The following is a 16,957-nucleotide window of genomic DNA, read 5'->3' as shown; positions in this document are numbered from 1 at the left end:
GGTTGACCTGATAGCGCCGTCTGAATCCGGCTTAGATCGCCTATCACGCTAAAGAATAGGGAGGATTCAAAGCGTGAAAAGGGAGTTTTAGAGTAATTAGTCAAAAAAAGTTGAAATCGAGATAAAAAAAGAAATAACTGTAAGAAATTTTGACCAAGCCTCGCTTTCCTTTCTCTTGAAGCCCGCATTTCCCCTATGATTTTGCGCCTCGGTGAACCGATCCAGCTCTCAGGCATCTGTTCTAACGTTCGTCGCGTTTGGCCAAAGGCATGTCCGAACTCATTTATCAGTCTCTGTAGCCAGGATCGGCTCGGGACTGTTTCGAGAAAGGTTGTATTTATGCACCGCAGGAATCTGCTCAAGGCCTCCATGGCCTTTGCCGCCTACACTGGGCTGTCGGCCTCCGGACTCATGGCCGCACGCGCCTGGGCCGCCGATCAGACTGCCGACGGCGAAGCCCGCCCCTTCGACTTCAACGGTTTGAAGGATCAGGCCCGGCGGCTGGCCGAGAGCCGCTACGTCGACACCAAGCAAGTCCTGCCAGAAACCCTGGCCCTGATGTCGCCGCTGCAGTTCAACGCCATCCAGTACGACGTCAACCACTCGCTGTGGAATGACCTCGACGGGCGGCAACTGGATGCGCAGTTCTTCCACGTCGGCATGGGCTTCAAACAGCCGGTGCGCATGTACAGCGTCGATCCGAAGACGCGTATGGCCCGTGAGGTGCACTTCCGCCCGGAACTGTTCAACTATGAGAAAACCACGGTCAACACCGCGCAATTGAAGGGTGACCTGGGCTTCGCCGGCTTTCGCGTCTTCAAGGCGCCGGAGCTGGACCGGCACGACATCGTTTCGTTTCTGGGGGCCAGCTACTTCCGCGCCGTGGATGCCAGCGGCCAGTACGGGCTGTCGGCCCGCGGCCTGGCCATCGACACCTACGCCAAGAAGCGTGAGGAATTCCCGGACTTCACCAAGTTCTGGTTTGAAACCCCGGACAAGAACAGCACCCGCTTCGTGGTCTACGCCCTGCTCGACTCCCCCAGCGCCACCGGTGCCTATCGGTTTGACATCGATTGCCAGCCGACCCGAGTGGTGATGGAGATCGACGCGCACATCAATGCCCGTACCGCCATCGAGCAGTTGGGCATCGCCCCCATGACCAGCATGTTCAGCTGCGGCACCGTCGAACGGCGCATGTGCGACACCATTCACCCGCAAATCCACGATTCCGACCGGCTGGCCATGTGGCGCGGCAACGGCGAGTGGGTGTGCCGGCCGTTGAACAACCCCGCCACCCTGCAATTCAACGCCTTCGCCGACAAGGACCCGAAAGGTTTCGGCCTGGTGCAGACCGACCACGACTTCGCCAGCTACCAGGACACCGTGGACTGGTACAGCAAGCGCCCAAGCCTGTGGGTCGAACCAACCACAGCCTGGGGCGAAGGCTCGGTCGACCTGCTGGAGATTCCTACTACCGGCGAAACCCTGGACAACATTGTCGCGTTCTGGACGCCGAAAAAACCGGTGGCCGCCGGCGACTCGCTGAACTATGGCTACAAGCTCTACTGGAGCGCGCTGCCGCCGGTCAGCACCGACCTGGCCCATGTCGACGCCACCCGCTCAGGCATGGGCGGTTTCATCGAAGGCTGGGCACCGGGCGAGCATTACCCGACCGTCTGGGCCCGTCGCTTTGCCGTGGACTTCAGCGGCGGCGGCCTCGACCAACTGCCGCCGGGCACCGGTATCGAACCCGTGGTGACCTGCTCCCATGGCGAGGTGAAGGACTTCAACGTGTTGGTGCTGGATGCGATCAAGGGCTACCGCATCACGTTCGACTGGTACCCGACCGACGACAGTGTAGAGCCGGTGCAGATGCGCCTGTTCATTCGCACCAAGGACCGGACCTTGAGCGAGACCTGGTTGTACCAATACTTCCCGCCGGCGCCGGATAAGCGCAAGTATCCCTGATAGGGATCGGGTGTCTAGGCTCGCGATGAGGCCGGTACAGCCACCGAATAATCCAGCCAGATAAACAAAAGCCCCGGCCAATGACGACCAGGGCTTTTTGTTTTATCAGGCACTAGTCCCGCAAATCCGACTCATGAATCGGCTGGTCCCGATGTGTGGCCCGCTGGTACTGCGCCGGCCACGTGGCCTTGCGGCCGCCCAGGTCATCATCGGCATGCAAGGCCCAGTACGGATCACGCAACAATTCACGGGCCAGGAAAATGATGTCAGCCTGGCAGGTGCGCAGGATGTGTTCGGCCTGGGCCGGTTCGGTGATCATGCCGACGGTGCCGGTGGCGATTTCCGACTCCTTGCGCACCCGCTCGGCAAAGCGTGTCTGGTATCCCGGGCCGGTGGGAATTTCCGCATTGGCCGCCGTGCCACCCGATGACACATCGATCAAATCCACCCCCAGGGCCCTGAAGCGCCGCGCCAGCTCCACGGTTTCGTCCGGGTTCCACCCGTCCTCGACCCAATCGGTGGCGGAAACGCGAACGAACACCGGCAGTTCTTCAGGCCATACGGCCCGCACCGCTTCGGTGACTTGCAGCACCAGGCGGATGCGATTCTCGAACGAGCCGCCGTATTGATCGCGCCGCTGATTGCTCAAGGGCGACAGAAATTGGTGCAGCAGATAACCATGGGCCGCGTGAACCTCGACCACTTTGAAGCCGGCCGTGAGGGCGCGCTTGGCTGAATCCACAAAAGCCTGGATCACACCGGCGATCTGTCCTTCGTCCAACTGCACCGGCTGGGTGTGTTGCGGGTCGAAGGCAATTGGCGATGGGCCGACCGGCACCCAGCCGCCGTCCGCCGGTTTGACGCTGCCATGCTTGCCCAACCAGGGTCGCCAGGTGCTGGCCTTGCGCCCGGCATGAGCCAGTTGTATGCCCGGCACGGCCCCTTGGGCGGTGATGAAACGGGTGATGCGTTGCAAGGGTTCGATCTGTTCATCATTCCACAGCCCCAGGTCCTGGGCAGTGATGCGACCGTCGGCGGTGACGGCGGTGGCTTCGGTGAACACCAGGCCGGCACCGCCCACGGCACGGCTGCCCAAGTGCACCAGGTGCCAATCGTTGGCCAGGCCATCGGTGCTCGAATACTGGCACATCGGCGATACCGCGATGCGATTGGGCAGGGTCAATTGGCGAAGGGTATAGGGTTCCAGCAGCAGACTCATGGGGCACCTCTCGAATCAGTGGGCAGGCTCCAGGGTTCTGTTTGAAAAGTCGACGAGTGACAAAAGGTGCAACACCCGCCCCCGCGGGCAAAAAATTCGACAAGACGTCACAAGGGCTATCAAGCAGTGCTTAGAGCCTAGTCGACAACCCGGCAGGACGGAGGGTTCAGAACTTAAAAACCGACGGTATGGCGCAATAGCGTTCTTGCCCGAACTCCTGTGGCGAGGGAGCTTGCTCCCTCGCCACAAAAGCCGATCGGCTACCGCGGCTCGATATGGGCAATCATCAATTGCACCGTTTCCTGACCGCGGAACTCGTTGAGGTCGAGCTTGTAGGCCAGTTCCACCCAGCGCACGGTAGGGTTGGGCCAGATCTCGCGGTCGATGCCAAAGGCGATGCCATCAAGCTTCACCGAGCCGCACTCGCTCTTGAGGACGACCTTCAGGTGCCGTTCGCCCACTACGCGCTGTTCGACCAACTGGAACAGGCCGTGGAACATTGGCTCAGGAAAATGCTGGCCCCAGGGACCGGCATGACGCAGCGCCCGGGCCAGTTCCAGATGGAACTCCTCGACCGCCAGGGTGCCATCCGACAACAGCCGGCCGGTCAGGTCTTCTTCGCGCAATTGCCGGCGCACTTCCGCGTCGAACGCTTCGGCGAACAACGGAAAATTCGCCTCCGGCAGCGTCAGCCCCGCCGCCATGGCGTGACCGCCGTACTTGCTGATCAGGGTGGGATGCTGCGCCGCCACCACGCTCAGCGCATCGCGAATGTGAAAGCCCGGCACCGAGCGGCCCGAGCCCTTGAGCAAACCGTCCCCGGCATCGGCAAAGGCGATGGTCGGACGGAAATAGCGCTCTTTCATCCGCGAGGCGAGGATGCCGATGACCCCTTGGTGCCACTGCGGATCGAACAGGCACAAACCGAACGGCATCGACTCCACCGGCAGGTCCTTGAGCTGGGCCAGGGCTTCGCGCTGCATGCCCTGCTCGATGGACTTGCGGTCCTGGTTCATGCCGTCCAGTTGCGCCGCCATCTCCCGCGCCAGGGCCGGGTCATCGGTGAGCAGGCATTCGATACCCAGGCTCATGTCGTCCAGGCGCCCCGCCGCATTCAGACGCGGCCCGAGGATAAAACCGAGGTCGGTGGAGGTAATCCGTGAAGCATCGCGCTTGGCCACTTCCAGGATCGCCTTGATGCCGGGGCGGGCGCGTCCGGCGCGAATCCGTTCCAGGCCCTGGTGCACCAGGATCCGGTTATTCGCGTCCAGGGGCACCACGTCGGCCACGCTGCCCAGGGCCACCAGGTCGAGCAATTCGCCGATGTTCGGCTGAGGGGTGCTGGCATACCACCCCAGGCTGCGCAGACGCGCCCGCAGGGCCATCAGCACATAAAAAATCACCCCGACACCAGCCAGGGCCTTGCTCGGGAACTCGCAGCCCGGCTGGTTCGGATTGACGATGGCGTCAGCTGCCGGCAGTTCGAGACCGGGCAAGTGGTGGTCGGTGACCAGCACCTGGAGCCCCGCCGCTTTCGCCGCCGCCACGCCTTCCACGCTGGAAATACCGTTATCCACGGTGATCAGCAACTGCGGTTCGCGGGCCAGGGCGACTTCGACGATTTCCGGGGTCAGCCCGTAGCCATATTCGAAGCGATTGGGCACCAGGTAATCGACATGGGCCGCACCGAGCAGGCGCAACCCCAGCATGCCCACGGTGCTGGCGGTCGCGCCATCGGCATCGAAGTCGCCCACGATCAGGATGCGCTGGCGCTGCTCCAGCGCCGTCACAAGCAGATCCACCGCGGCGTCGATCCCCTTGAGCTGCTGAAAGGGAATCAAGCGCGCCAGGCTCTTGTCCAGTTCAGCCTCGGACTGCACGCCACGCGCTGCGTACAGGCGGGTCAACAGGGGCGGCAGGTCACCGAGAAATGGCAGGGTATCGGGCAGCTGGCGGGGTTCTATGCGCATGGGGGAACGGACATTTCTCTATTTTTTGGAATCCTGGACTGTGGCGAGGGAGCTTGCTCCCGCTAGGCTGCGTAGCGGCCCCTTTTGTGGGTGCTGCGCACCCAAGCGGGAGCAAGCTCCCTCGCCACAATAAGTTCACTCAATGCCGGGTCAATGGCTCAACCACGCTCGCCCAGCAACCATTGCAGCTGGACTTCATGCTGGCCACGGTCGTCGGTCACGAAAATCGTGCCCTCGCTGATCATCACGTCCCACTTGATCACCCGCGGCATGTCCTGGGCCAGGGTTTCCAGCACTTCCTGGGGCACAGCGGCGATGTTGACGTTTTTCAGGTTCTTGACCGCCGGGATCACCTTGCCTTCCCAGACCCGCAGACTGCCGTAGGCCAGCAGACTGGTACGCTCGGTCCGGCGCGAGCACCAGGTCAGGCGATCGGCATCCGGCTGGCCGACTTCGATCCAGTGCAGCACACGGTCATCCAGGCTTTTTTCCCACAGCGCAGGCTCGTCGACGTCTGACAGACCACGACCAAACGCCAGCAGCTCGTTGTACCAGAACGCGTAGGCCAGCAGACGCACGGTCATACGCTCTTCGGTTTCCGAAGGGTGGCGGGCGATGGTCTGCTTCACATTCTCATACACATTGCGGTCGAGATCGGTGAGGTTCAGTTCAAACTTGTAAGTCGTGGACGGCTGGGCCATGAACGGGCTTCTTGATACGAGGAAAGGCGGCAAGTCTAACCGATGACGCGGGCAATCCACGAATTGCCGACCATCAACCTGCGGCGACCAGCCTTGGCCTATGATAAAACGCTCTATTCGTTCTGCCTTTGTCCTACAGGATCTGTCATGTCGCTTACTGCCAAACCCCTTGCCGGCGTCAAAGTCATCGAACTCGGCACCTTGATCGCCGGGCCCTTCGCCTCGCGCATCTGCGGTGAATTCGGTGCCGAAGTCATCAAGGTCGAATCGCCCGACGGCGGTGACCCCCTGCGCAAGTGGCGCAAGCTGTACGAAGGCACCTCGCTGTGGTGGTTCGTCCAGGCACGCAACAAGAAATCCCTGACCTTGAACCTCAAGCACCCCGAAGGCCTGGCAATCCTGAAAAAGCTGATCGGCGAAGCCGACATCCTGATCGAGAATTTTCGCCCCGGCGTACTGGAAAAGCTCGGCCTGGGCTGGGATGTCCTGCACGCACTGAACCCGAAACTGGTGATGGTGCGGCTTTCGGGCTTCGGCCAGACCGGGCCGATGAAAGATCAGCCTGGGTTTGGCGCGGTGGGCGAATCCATGGGCGGCTTGCGCTACATCACCGGGTTCGAGGACCGTCCGCCGGTGCGTACCGGGATTTCCATCGGCGACTCCATCGCCGCCCTCTGGGGCGTGATCGGCGCTTTGATGGCCCTGCGTCACCGCGAGATCAATGGCGGAACCGGACAAGTGGTGGACGTGGCCTTGTACGAGGCGATTTTCGCCATGATGGAAAGCATGGTGCCGGAGTTCGACGTGTTCGGCTTCATCCGTGAGCGCACCGGCAACATCATGCCCGGCATCACCCCCTCGTCCATCCACACCAGCGCTGACGGCAAGCACGTACAGATTGGCGCCAACGGCGACGCGATCTTCAAGCGCTTCATGCAGATCATTGGCCGCGACGACCTGGCCAATGACCCGCAACTGGCCAGCAACGATGGCCGTGACAACCGCCGCGACGAGCTGTACGGGGTCATCGATCGCTGGGTCAACTCGCTGCCGCTCGATAACGTTATCGACCAACTGAACCAGGCCGGAGTGCCGGCCAGTCGGATCTTCAGCGCCGAGGATATGTTCAGCGACCCGCAATTCCTCGCCCGTGAAATGTTCCTGCAGGCCAAGTTGCCCGACGGCAAGGCGTTCAAGATGCCGGGGATAGTACCGAAACTCTCCGACACCCCGGGCACCTCCGAATGGGTCGGCCCGGCGCTGGGTGAACACAACGCACAAGTGCTCGGCGAGCTTGGCTACGACGCGCAGCAGATCACCAAACTGCGCGCCGACGGGGCCATTTGACGCTCTGTAGGGGCCAGTCACCGAAGATCAAACGGTGGGAGCGAGCTTGCTCGCGATAGCGTCCGTTCAATCGACTTGATGTTGACTGGCACACCGCAATCGCGAGCAAGCTCGCTCCCACATTAGGATCGGAGTACGACCGGGAGAGCCAGGTCGGCTGTAAGGCCGCCTCGCGAGCAAGCTTTGCTCCCACAGGTCCTGCTCAAACAGATCTGATGGGTGTACGACGGGGAGAACCAGGTCGGCTACTAGGCCGCCTCGGGGTGGACGTTGATCTCGGGTGCCCCGTTAACCACGCTGGCCGAACGCAGGCATTGTGGAGTGGGCATCCCGGCATGGATGCCGGGATAGCCGCGCTGGGCCATGGATGGCCCTTCGCGGCGGGCCCACGGAGCAATGCCTGCGTTCGGGCACACCGAGCCTTAGCGAGGTGCCGAGTGGTGGGGCAAAAGCGTTTTGCTTACTTTTGCGCTCTTCAAAAGTGAGCCGCCGTAAGGGCGGAACCAATAGCCGCCGTTACCGCAGCATTGGATATCACTCAGCCAACAATAGGCTCCAGCGCCTGACAGAACGCGCTAAAAACGTAAAAGCCAGGCAAAAAGAAACCCCGAGAAGTGGGGAGACGACTCGGGGTTAAACGTGACCACTCATGGTCCGTACAACAAGCGACAAGCACCGGAGCACAATGCTTGCTCTTGTTGGTAAAAGATCTGACTCATCAGGACGTAGGAAGGTTCCCACAAAACCCCAGTCAATTCGCCGCGACCATGACCTTGTCCCGCGCCAGATTGCGCAGCGCCGCAATCACACAGGGCTCCAGCCGACCCTCGGCAATCAGCACATCGCGATGCAGGCCATCGACCACGTCGGTCAACTGACGTTTGTCGGTCAATTGGGCCTGATTGAACACTCGCTCGACCATGATGGCCCCGGAGGCATTCTTCAGCGTCACCAGGCACTCGCCCTTGGCGCCGGAGGGAGTCAGCGTGACCTGATACGGGCTCAAAGCCTCACTCAGCAATAGGCTGATACTTTCCATTCGCTCACCCTTCAATAGTCCGAAAACAACTGCATGTTCACAGTAAGTGACCGTGGGCCGCAGCAGAAAGTTCGTCAGCGCACCGAACCGGCACGCCTCCAACCTGTTCAACCGAGCATGCGCGCCCAATATGACAGGCAAACAACAGCCTTCTCTTGAAGCCTTGGCGTGGTGACAGTCGGCGTCAGGCCATCAACTTGGCGCAACGGCGCCAGCGACGCCCGACATCGGTCCAGCCCCCCAGAATGCCGCGCAACTGCCCGTCAGCCCCATAGAAGGGCACCGACCAATGATAGATTTCCCGCAATCCGCTGCTGAACATCAATTGCCGGTCGACGAACCGAGACTGGCCGGTGCGCAATTGCTCCATCACCTCCCCATGCAGCAACTCGGCGGTGGCCGGCGGGAATGCCGCCGAATCCGTCAGCCGCGTGCCCCGCAGTTTTTCGAAACGGGTCGCAAACTGGTCCTCGTAGCTTTTGTTGCACATGATCAGGCGCCCTTCCAGGTCCCGGATGAAAATCGGGTCGGGAATGGCATCCATCAAGGCCCGCTGGAGCATCAACTGGTCCTTGAGGACCGCTTCGGCCTTGAGACGTTGGTCGATCTGTATCTGCAGGCGGCGGTTCCACAGCAGGGACAGGAGGCCGAACAACACGACCACGGTCACACACCAGTAACCCCAGCGAGACAGCCGCTCCCACATCGATGGCGCCTGGACAGGCGTCATGCCGGCCATCCATTTGGACCGCATTGCGCGCATGTCCTCGGCCGGGAAGGCTTCCAGGGCTTTATTCAAGATACTCAGCAACACGCTCAGGTCTTGGCGTACAGCGAGGTAGTCTGGTTCCCACTTGCCCTCAAGACCTCTTCCTACCTGCAACTGTCCCGCCGGATAGAGGTGCACCCCGCTTTCATTTTCGATGGTGACATAGGCTTCCCGGCTCTCGACCAATGCCCGCGCCTCGCCATGGGTCTTGGTCGTGCGCAATTCGATGGCCGGGTGATCGCGCCTGATTTCCGCCTCCAAGGCATGCCGTGCTGGTAACGCCAGGACCTTCCCTTCCAGCTGCTCCAGCGAATGAAGAGGCGACTCTCCGTCACGGCCGACGAATACCCAGCCCGAGCCGCCAAATGCATGGCTGAAACTCAGGAAGTCCCGGCGTTCGTCATTCATCGCCAACAGGGTGGTCATGTCGGCCTCGCCGTTTTCCAGCATCGTCAGCAACTCACCGGGGGAGAACGACTCCCGGTGCACGAACTCAAGGCCGGTCATTTGCGTAATGCGCTGGAGAATGTCGTGGTTCAGGCCGTTCCACTGCCCCAGTTCATTCTTGAACAGGTACAACGGAAACTGCATCGTGGCCACGATGACGCGGGGGTTCTCCTTGATCCACTTCAATTCCCGCGCATCCAGCACCAGCCGTTCGCCAGGATTGAACGGCGGAGTTTCGAAAGCCGCCAACTGCGCCGCGTTGCCCCCCTGCGCCCAGTACATCAGGGCCAGGCTCATTACCCAGCCCAGGGCTGGTTTGCCTTTGCTAAAAAACGACATCTGCATTTCCTTCGAGATGACTCGCCCGTCCCTCCAAGGGCGAAAACCCGACCAGTTTGGCATGCAGAAACAAGAAAGCCCGTCAGGAGACGGGCTTCAAGATGTGACAGGGTTGCGCGGTCAGAGCGGCTTGCCGCGGTTCCCATGCTGACTGACAAAGGCCTGCACGGCCTTCAAGTCGTTGGGCAACACGGTGCAACGCTCATCTCGCTCAAACAAATCAGAAAGATGTGCAGGGAGCTCAAGTGCTTTTCCTACACCGGCTTTCTCCACGGCGTCCGGAAACTTGACCGGGTGCGCCGTGCCCAGGATCACCATCGGGATATCCAGGCTGCGACGGCATTCACGGGCGGCCCTGACGCCAATGGCTGTGTGCGGATCGAGCAGTTCACCGCTCTGCTCGAACACCTCGGCGATGGTTTCGCAAGTCTGCTCATCGTCCACCGCCAGGGAGTCGAACAACTTGCGGGCTTCGGTCCAGCGCTCAGGCTCGACGCTGAAACCGCCGCCCTGGCGGAAGCTGTCCATCAGGCCGGCAATCGCCGCACCATTGCGACCGTGCAGGTCGAACAGCAGGCGTTCGAAGTTCGACGACACCATGATGTCCATCGAAGGCGACAGCGTGGCGTGCAGGGTTTCCTTGACGTACTGGTTGCCGCTCATGAAGCGGTGCAGGATGTCGTTGCGGTTGGTGGCGACGATCAACTGGTTGATCGGCAGGCCCATGTTACGCGCCAGGTAGCCGGCGAAGATATCGCCGAAATTGCCGGTCGGCACCGAGAACGACACGGAGCGGGCCGGGCCGCCCAATTGCAGGGCCGCGTGGAAGTAATAAACGATCTGGGCCATGATCCGCGCCCAGTTGATCGAGTTCACCGCCACCAGCCGCGTGCCCTTGAGGAAGCTCTGGTCGGCGAAGCTGGCCTTGACCATTTCCTGGCAGTCATCGAAGTTGCCCTCGATGGCGATGTTGTGGATGTTATCGCCGAAAATCGTCGTCATCTGCCGACGTTGTACTTCCGAGACCCGGTTGTGCGGGTGCAGGATGAAAATATCGACGTTCTCGCAATGCTTGCAGCCTTCGATGGCCGCCGAACCGGTGTCGCCAGAGGTGGCACCGACGATCACCACACGCTCACCACGCTTTTGCAGCACGTAGTCCAGCAGGCGACCGAGCAATTGCAGGGCGAAGTCCTTGAACGCCAGGGTGGGGCCGTGGAACAGCTCCATGACCCATTCGTTACCGTTGAGCTGACGCAGCGGTGCGATGGCGTTGTGGGAAAAGACGCCATAGGTCTCTTCCAGGATTTTCTTGAAATCGGCGTCCGGGATGCTGCCGGTGACGAACGGGCGCATGACCCGGAACGCCAGTTCGTGATACGGCAGGCCGGCCCAGGAAGCGATTTCTTCCTGGGTGAAGCGCGGCAGGTTTTCCGGCACATAGAGACCGCCGTCCGTGGCCAGGCCGGCCAGGAGGACATCTTCGAAATTCAGGGCCGGTGCCTGGCCGCGGGTGCTGATATAGCGCATGGGGCAAACCTTCGGTTTGGGCTTCAAGCGTTGAAGCTGCAGGCGACACATTCAAAGACAAGTTTGCCTTCGTTCGCAGCCTGCAACTTACCGCTTGCCGCTAAATTAATTCAAATGTTCGACGCGGATACGGACCACCGGGCCAACGACACCCTGGAGCGCTTCGAGCGCCGCAATCGCGTCGTTGATGCGCTGCTCGACCACACGGTGGGTCAGCAGGATCATCGGCACCAGGCCGTCGTGTTCCTCGACTTCCTTCTGCATGATCGACTCGATGTTGATACCGCGTTCCGAGAGAATGCTCGCCACCTGCGCCAGCACACCCGGATGGTCCTTGGCCTGGATGCGCAGGTAGTAGGAGCTTTCGCACGCCTCGATCGGAAGAATCGGGTGAGCCGACAGCGAGTCTGGCTGGAAGGCCAGGTGCGGCACACGGTTTTCCGGGTCCGAGGTCATGGCGCGAACCACGTCCACCAGGTCGGCGATCACCGAAGAGGCCGTCGGCTCCATGCCGGCACCAGCGCCGTAGAACAACGTCGAGCCGGAGGCGTCGCCGTTGACCATCACCGCGTTCATCACACCGTTGACGTTGGCGATCAGGCGATCGGCCGGGATCAAGGTCGGGTGCACGCGCAGCTCGATGCCGTTGGCAGTGCTGCGCGCCACGCCCAGGTGCTTGATGCGATAGCCCAAGGCTTCGGCGTAGTTCACATCAGCGGTGGTCAGCTTGGTGATGCCTTCGGTGTAGGCCTTGTCGAACTGCAACGGAATGCCGAACGCAATGGAGGCCAGGATCGTCAGCTTGTGCGCCGCGTCGATGCCTTCCACGTCGAACGTCGGATCAGCCTCTGCGTAACCCAGGGCCTGGGCCTCGGCGAGCACGTCTTCGAAGGTGCGACCCTTCTCACGCATCTCGGTGAGGATGAAGTTGCCGGTGCCGTTGATGATCCCCGCGACCCAGTTGATGCGGTTGGCCGACAGGCCTTCGCGGATCGCCTTGATCACCGGGATGCCACCGGCCACGGCGGCTTCGAAAGCCACGATCACGCCCTTCTCGCGGGCCTTGGCGAAAATCTCATTACCGTGAACAGCGATAAGCGCCTTGTTCGCGGTGACCACATGCTTGCCATTCTCGATGGCCTTGAGTACCAGCTCGCGGGCAACGGTGTAGCCGCCGACCAGCTCTATGACGATGTCGATCTCAGGGTTCGTGGCCACTTCGAAGACATCGTTGGTAATCGCAATACCGGTCGTCTGGAACTGAGGCTTTGGCGTGCGCATGGCAATTTGTGCCACTTCGATCCCACGCCCGGCACGACGAGCAATTTCCTCGGCGTTGCGCTGAAGTACGTTGAAGGTGCCGCCACCGACGGTACCTAACCCACAGATGCCTACTTTGACCGGATTCACTCTTGACTCCCCATGAAACGGCCGACGCAAGGTCGGCCGTGAAATACAGCCGCGCAGCAACGCGACTTTGTGTTTAACGGCCCGACGAAGGTTTTCGCCGAGCCGTGATCTTCAGAAGCGGATCGCCCATGATCATTTCGCGTCCAGGGCCAGTTTGGCGACTTGTGGCGCCGGCTGGTAGCCCGGAATCACCTGGCCGTCGGCCAAAACGATGGCCGGCGTGCCGTTCACACCAATGGACTGGCCAAGGGCGAACTGCTTGGAAACCGGGTTCTCGCACTTGGCGGCCTTGATTTCCTTGCCATCGACCATCTTGTCCATGGCCGCTTTCTTGTCCTTGGAGCACCAGACCGCCTGCAACTGCTCATCGCCCGGCGAGCCCAGGCCCTGGCGCGGGAACGCAACATAGCGCACTTCGATGCCGCGCTTGTTCAGCTCCGGCACTTCGGCGTGCAGCTTGTGGCAATACGGGCAGGTGGTGTCGGTGAACACGGTGATGTGCGACTTGGTTTCGCCAATCGCCGGATAGACCACGGTTTCAGCGACTGGAATGCCGTTGATCAACTTGGAAATGCCCTGGCGCTCGGTCATCTCGGTGAGATTGACCGGCTTGCCGTCCTTGAGCTCGAACAGGTTGCCCTGGACGATGTACTGACCGTCGGCGCTGGCGTAAAGCACGCGGCTGCCCTTGAGCTTGACCTCATACAGGCCGGCCATGGGACTGGCCGAGATGGTTTCGATCGGCACTTCAAGCTGAAGGTTTTCCAGGCTCTTGCGGATAGCCTTGTCGGCCGCGTCGTCGGCGATGGCAAAGGTACTGGCCAGCGCAATGGCGGCGGCGGTGAACATCTGGATCAAACGCATGGGGACTCCTGAGGCGAACAAATGAGACGGGAAACGCCGACCCGCAGATTCGGGTTCCAACCGCCCACTGTGCAAACCGACAAAGCCTACCACATAAGGCCCGCGTGACCGAATGCCGCTGACGCAAGACGCTTTGAGGATTGATGCAGGCTTTTCTGTGGGAGCTGTCCTGTGGGAGCAAGGCTTGCTCCCACAGGGGACTTCATTCATCCGCGCGGATGGTGTTTGGCATGCAGGTCCTGCAACCGCGCCCGGGCGACGTGGGTGTAGATCTGGGTGGTGGACAGGTCGCTGTGGCCGAGCAGCATTTGCACCACCCGCAGGTCGGCGCCGTGGTTGAGCAGGTGCGTGGCAAAGGCATGGCGCAAGGTGTGGGGCGAGAGGGATTTGTTGATCCCGGCCACCTTGGCCTGGTGTTTGATGCGATGCCAGAAGGTCTGGCGAGTCATCTGCTCGCCGCGCAGGCTGGGAAACAGCACATCGCTGGGACGCCCACCCAGCAATTCATGCCGGGCATCGCGCATGTAGCGCTCGACCCAGACGATCGCTTCCTCACCCATCGGAACCAGGCGCTCCTTGCTGCCTTTACCCATCACCCGCAGCACGCCCTGGCGCAGGTTGACCTGCTCCAGGGTCAAGCTGATCAACTCGGTGACCCGCAGGCCACAGGCATACAAGACTTCCAGCATGGCCCGGTCGCGCTGACCGATGGCTTCGCTGAGGTCGGGTGCCGCCAGCAGCGCCTCCACATCGGCTTCCGACAGGGATTTGGGCAATGGGCGCCCCAGTTGCGGCATTTCCACGCGCAAGGTCGGGTCCACCGCAATCAGCTTTTCCCGCAGCAAGTAGCGATAAAAACCACGCAGGCCGGAGAGAAAACGCGCGGTCGAGCGCGGCTTGTAGTTCTGCTCCAGGCGCCACGCCAAGTGATCGAGGATCAACTCCCGGCCGGCATTGATCAGTTCCAGGTGGTTTTCCTGCAACCAACCGTTGAACAGCGCCAGGTCGCTGCGATAGGCATCACGGGTGTTATCGGACAGGCCCTTCTCCAGCCACAGGGCGTCGAGAAACTGGTCTATCAACGGATGATCGATGGCTGGCATAAAAACTCTTGAAGGATGCGGGCACACACGGCATCGAAATGGGAAATGAAGCTATGCAGGGTGCTCAAAGAGCAAATCGCAGGCAACAAAAAAGCAGCCCGCAGGCTGCTTTTTTTGCATCGGAAGCTGGACTTAAGCCAGTTTTTCCTTGATGCGAGCTGCTTTACCCGACAGGTCACGCAGGTAGTACAGCTTGGCTTTACGTACGTCACCGCGACGCTTGACAGCCATGCTGTCGATTTGCGGGCTGTAGGTCTGGAAAGTACGCTCTACGCCGACACCGTTGGAGATTTTACGAACGGTGAATGCACTGTTCACGCCACGGTTACGCTTGGCGATAACGACGCCTTCGAACGCTTGCAGACGGGAACGGTCGCCTTCCTTCACTTTCACCTGAACGACAATGGTGTCGCCTGGGGCAAAGGTAGGGATTTCTTTGGTCATCTGCTCTGCTTCGAGTGCAAGGATGATTTTGTTAGTCATGCTGTGCTCCTAAGGCAAGTCGTCGGACTCACCATCGATACGTTGTTAACTATCGTCCCGCTCGCGGATGTATTCCTCGAGCAGCTTCTTCTCTTCTCCAGAAAGCGAGCGGCTTTCCAGAAGATCGGCGCGTCGTTCATAGGTCCGACCAAGGGACTGCTGTAAACGCCAACGCCGGATGTGCGCGTGGTTGCCACTTAGCAACACGTCGGGAACACGCTGATCCGCATACACCTCCGGTCGGGTGTAGTGCGGGCAATCCAGCAGACCATCCGTAAAGGAATCTTCCTCAGCGGAATCTGCATGCCCTAAAGCTCCAGGCAGCAGTCGTGTAACCGCATCGATCAGGACCATCGCCGGCAGCTCGCCGCCAGACAGTACATAGTCGCCAATCGACCACTCTTCATCGACATGAGCTTCAATGAAACGCTCGTCAATGCCTTCATAACGGCCGGCAATCAGGATCAATGCATCCGAATTCGCCAGCTCGCGTACCGCCGACTGAGTCAGCTGACGGCCTTGGGGCGACAGGTAGATCACCTTCGCACCCTCCCCGGCTGCCGTCCTGGCCTGAACCAGCGCATCTTCCAGGGGCTTGATCTTCATCACCATGCCCGGACCACCGCCAAACGGGCGATCGTCCACAGTGTGATGTCGATCCGTGGTGTAGTCCCGCGGATTCCAACAGGTGAGCTGCAACAGCTCCTGTTTCACCGCGCGGCTGGTTATGCCGTACTCGCTGATGGCGGAAAACATCTCGGGAAACAATGTGATGACTTCAACGCGCAAGTTAGCCACGTTTAGAAATCCGCATCCCATTCCACCTTCATCTCGCCTGCGGCAAGGTCGACGGCCAACACGCATTGCTCGGTATAGGGCAACAGGCGTTCGCGATCATCCAGGCTGCCGACGCAAGGCTTGACCACCATGACATCGTTCGAACCGGTCTCGAGCAGGTGATCGATCTTCCCGAGCAATTGCCCGAGGTGGTCGATGACCTTCAGACCCACGAGCTGGTACCAGTAGTACTCGCCGTCGGTCAGTTCAGGGAACAGGTTGCGCGGCACACAGATCTCATAACCGGCCAGAAGACGCGCTTCTTCACGATCATCGAGATCCTTGAGCTTTGCGACCAGGAACTTGTCGTTCCCGCGTCCGCTGACCAGCTCCACCTGTTTCACGCTACCTTCGCGCTTGAGCGTCCAGGTTTTGTAGTCCAACAGGTTCTTGATCGGATCAGTAAAGGAATACACCTTCACTTCGCCGCGAACGCCATGTACAGAATAGATCTTGCCGACAACGATCAAATCATCAGCATCTTTTGGCGTCGCGTTCATATTGCTCAGGCCGCAGCCTTAGCCGATTCCTTCAACAACTGAGCAACGCGCTCAGAAGGTTGTGCACCAACGCTCAGCCAGTAGGCTACGCGCTCTTGGTTCACGGACAGACGAACTTCCTGACCACGGGCAACAGGGTTGAAGAAACCAACCTGCTCCTTGTGGGAACCGTCACGCGGGTTGCGGCTGTCGGTTACGGTCAGGTGGTAAAACGGGCGCTTTTTGGAGCCGCCAAGGGCAAGACGGATTGTTAGCATGTGAACATCGTTCCTGTAGTCGGTGCTGCAAATCTAAATGCACAGCGGGCATAGGTGCCCGAAAGGCCGCATATTCTAAGGAATATCCGGACTTTTGCAAATGTCTTTTTCCGGCGCCTGGCGCCATGCGATCAAGATTTGCCATAGAGCCGTCATGAAAAACGGCAAGTCAGC

The 16,957-nt window shown here is 60.4% G+C and carries 15 protein-coding genes; 2 read left to right on the top strand and 13 right to left on the bottom strand.

Annotation, left to right across the window (positions count from 1 at the left end; genetic code table 11):
- The first annotated feature begins 339 nt into the window (after window positions 1–339).
- Complete coding sequence (locus HU749_RS06260) at window positions 340–1,968, top strand: glucan biosynthesis protein D (RefSeq protein ID WP_046065348.1); 1,629 nt, start codon at window positions 340–342, stop codon at window positions 1,966–1,968.
- A gap of 112 nt (window positions 1,969–2,080) precedes the next feature.
- Here HU749_RS06260 and HU749_RS06255 read toward each other — a convergent pair whose 3' ends face one another.
- The 3 genes from HU749_RS06255 to HU749_RS06245 all read right to left on the bottom strand — a co-directional run bounded on the left by HU749_RS06255 (window position 2,081) and on the right by HU749_RS06245 (window position 5,858).
- Entirely contained in the window at window positions 2,081–3,187 is a 1,107-nt protein-coding gene (locus HU749_RS06255) for an NADH:flavin oxidoreductase/NADH oxidase (protein ID WP_063322819.1), read from the bottom strand.
- Between the two features lie 260 nt (window positions 3,188–3,447).
- Entirely contained in the window at window positions 3,448–5,157 is a 1,710-nt protein-coding gene (gene recJ / locus HU749_RS06250) for a single-stranded-DNA-specific exonuclease RecJ (RefSeq protein WP_018611096.1), read from the bottom strand.
- A 158-nt stretch (window positions 5,158–5,315) separates the two neighbouring features.
- Complete coding sequence (locus HU749_RS06245; protein WP_003198109.1) at window positions 5,316–5,858, bottom strand: YaeQ family protein; 543 nt, start codon at window positions 5,856–5,858, stop codon at window positions 5,316–5,318.
- Between the two features lie 147 nt (window positions 5,859–6,005).
- On the opposite strand from HU749_RS06245, the gene HU749_RS06240 reads away from it, so the two are divergent.
- Window positions 6,006–7,205 carry a CaiB/BaiF CoA transferase family protein gene (locus tag HU749_RS06240; protein ID WP_095974608.1) on the top strand — a complete coding sequence of 400 codons (1,200 nt, stop codon included), beginning with the start codon at window positions 6,006–6,008 and terminating at the stop codon, window positions 7,203–7,205.
- Between the two features lie 751 nt (window positions 7,206–7,956).
- Here the strand turns inward: HU749_RS06240 and HU749_RS06235 are convergent.
- The 10 genes from HU749_RS06235 to rpsP all read right to left on the bottom strand — a co-directional run bounded on the left by HU749_RS06235 (window position 7,957) and on the right by rpsP (window position 16,783).
- A complete protein-coding gene (locus tag HU749_RS06235; RefSeq protein WP_046063935.1) occupies window positions 7,957–8,244 on the bottom strand; it encodes a DUF3509 domain-containing protein in 288 nt (95 codons plus the stop codon).
- A 184-nt stretch (window positions 8,245–8,428) separates the two neighbouring features.
- A complete protein-coding gene (locus HU749_RS06230; protein ID WP_186649988.1) occupies window positions 8,429–9,799 on the bottom strand; it encodes a transporter substrate-binding domain-containing protein in 1,371 nt (456 codons plus the stop codon).
- A gap of 120 nt (window positions 9,800–9,919) precedes the next feature.
- Window positions 9,920–11,329 carry a threonine synthase gene (gene thrC / locus HU749_RS06225; RefSeq protein WP_046063933.1) on the bottom strand — a complete coding sequence of 470 codons (1,410 nt, stop codon included), beginning with the start codon at window positions 11,327–11,329 and terminating at the stop codon, window positions 9,920–9,922.
- A gap of 105 nt (window positions 11,330–11,434) precedes the next feature.
- On the bottom strand, window positions 11,435–12,739 hold the full coding sequence (locus HU749_RS06220; protein WP_003198098.1) for a homoserine dehydrogenase: 1,305 nt from the start codon (window positions 12,737–12,739) through the stop codon (window positions 11,435–11,437).
- 132 nt (window positions 12,740–12,871) lie between these two features.
- A complete protein-coding gene (dsbC, locus tag HU749_RS06215) occupies window positions 12,872–13,603 on the bottom strand; it encodes a bifunctional protein-disulfide isomerase/oxidoreductase DsbC (RefSeq protein ID WP_014336731.1) in 732 nt (243 codons plus the stop codon).
- Between the two features lie 206 nt (window positions 13,604–13,809).
- Window positions 13,810–14,706, bottom strand: a complete 897-nt coding sequence (gene xerD, locus HU749_RS06210) for a site-specific tyrosine recombinase XerD (RefSeq protein ID WP_003198093.1) — start codon at window positions 14,704–14,706, stop codon at window positions 13,810–13,812.
- Between the two features lie 132 nt (window positions 14,707–14,838).
- A complete protein-coding gene (rplS, locus tag HU749_RS06205) occupies window positions 14,839–15,189 on the bottom strand; it encodes a 50S ribosomal protein L19 (protein ID WP_003175895.1) in 351 nt (116 codons plus the stop codon).
- A gap of 45 nt (window positions 15,190–15,234) precedes the next feature.
- Window positions 15,235–16,008, bottom strand: a complete 774-nt coding sequence (gene trmD / locus HU749_RS06200) for a tRNA (guanosine(37)-N1)-methyltransferase TrmD (RefSeq protein WP_170845966.1) — start codon at window positions 16,006–16,008, stop codon at window positions 15,235–15,237.
- Window positions 15,990–16,526, bottom strand: a complete 537-nt coding sequence (gene rimM / locus HU749_RS06195) for a ribosome maturation factor RimM (RefSeq protein ID WP_003198090.1) — start codon at window positions 16,524–16,526, stop codon at window positions 15,990–15,992. The genes trmD and rimM overlap by 19 nt, the downstream gene beginning before the upstream one ends.
- Window positions 16,527–16,531: 5 nt before the next feature.
- On the bottom strand, window positions 16,532–16,783 hold the full coding sequence (gene rpsP / locus HU749_RS06190) for a 30S ribosomal protein S16 (protein WP_003198088.1): 252 nt from the start codon (window positions 16,781–16,783) through the stop codon (window positions 16,532–16,534).
- Window positions 16,784–16,957 lie beyond the last annotated feature (174 nt).

Source organism: Pseudomonas ogarae (assembly GCF_014268695.2).
Taxonomy (GTDB): domain Bacteria; phylum Pseudomonadota; class Gammaproteobacteria; order Pseudomonadales; family Pseudomonadaceae; genus Aquipseudomonas; species Aquipseudomonas kilonensis.
Note: the sequence above shows the minus strand (reverse complement) of the source record. Positions and strands in the feature narration are given on the sequence as shown.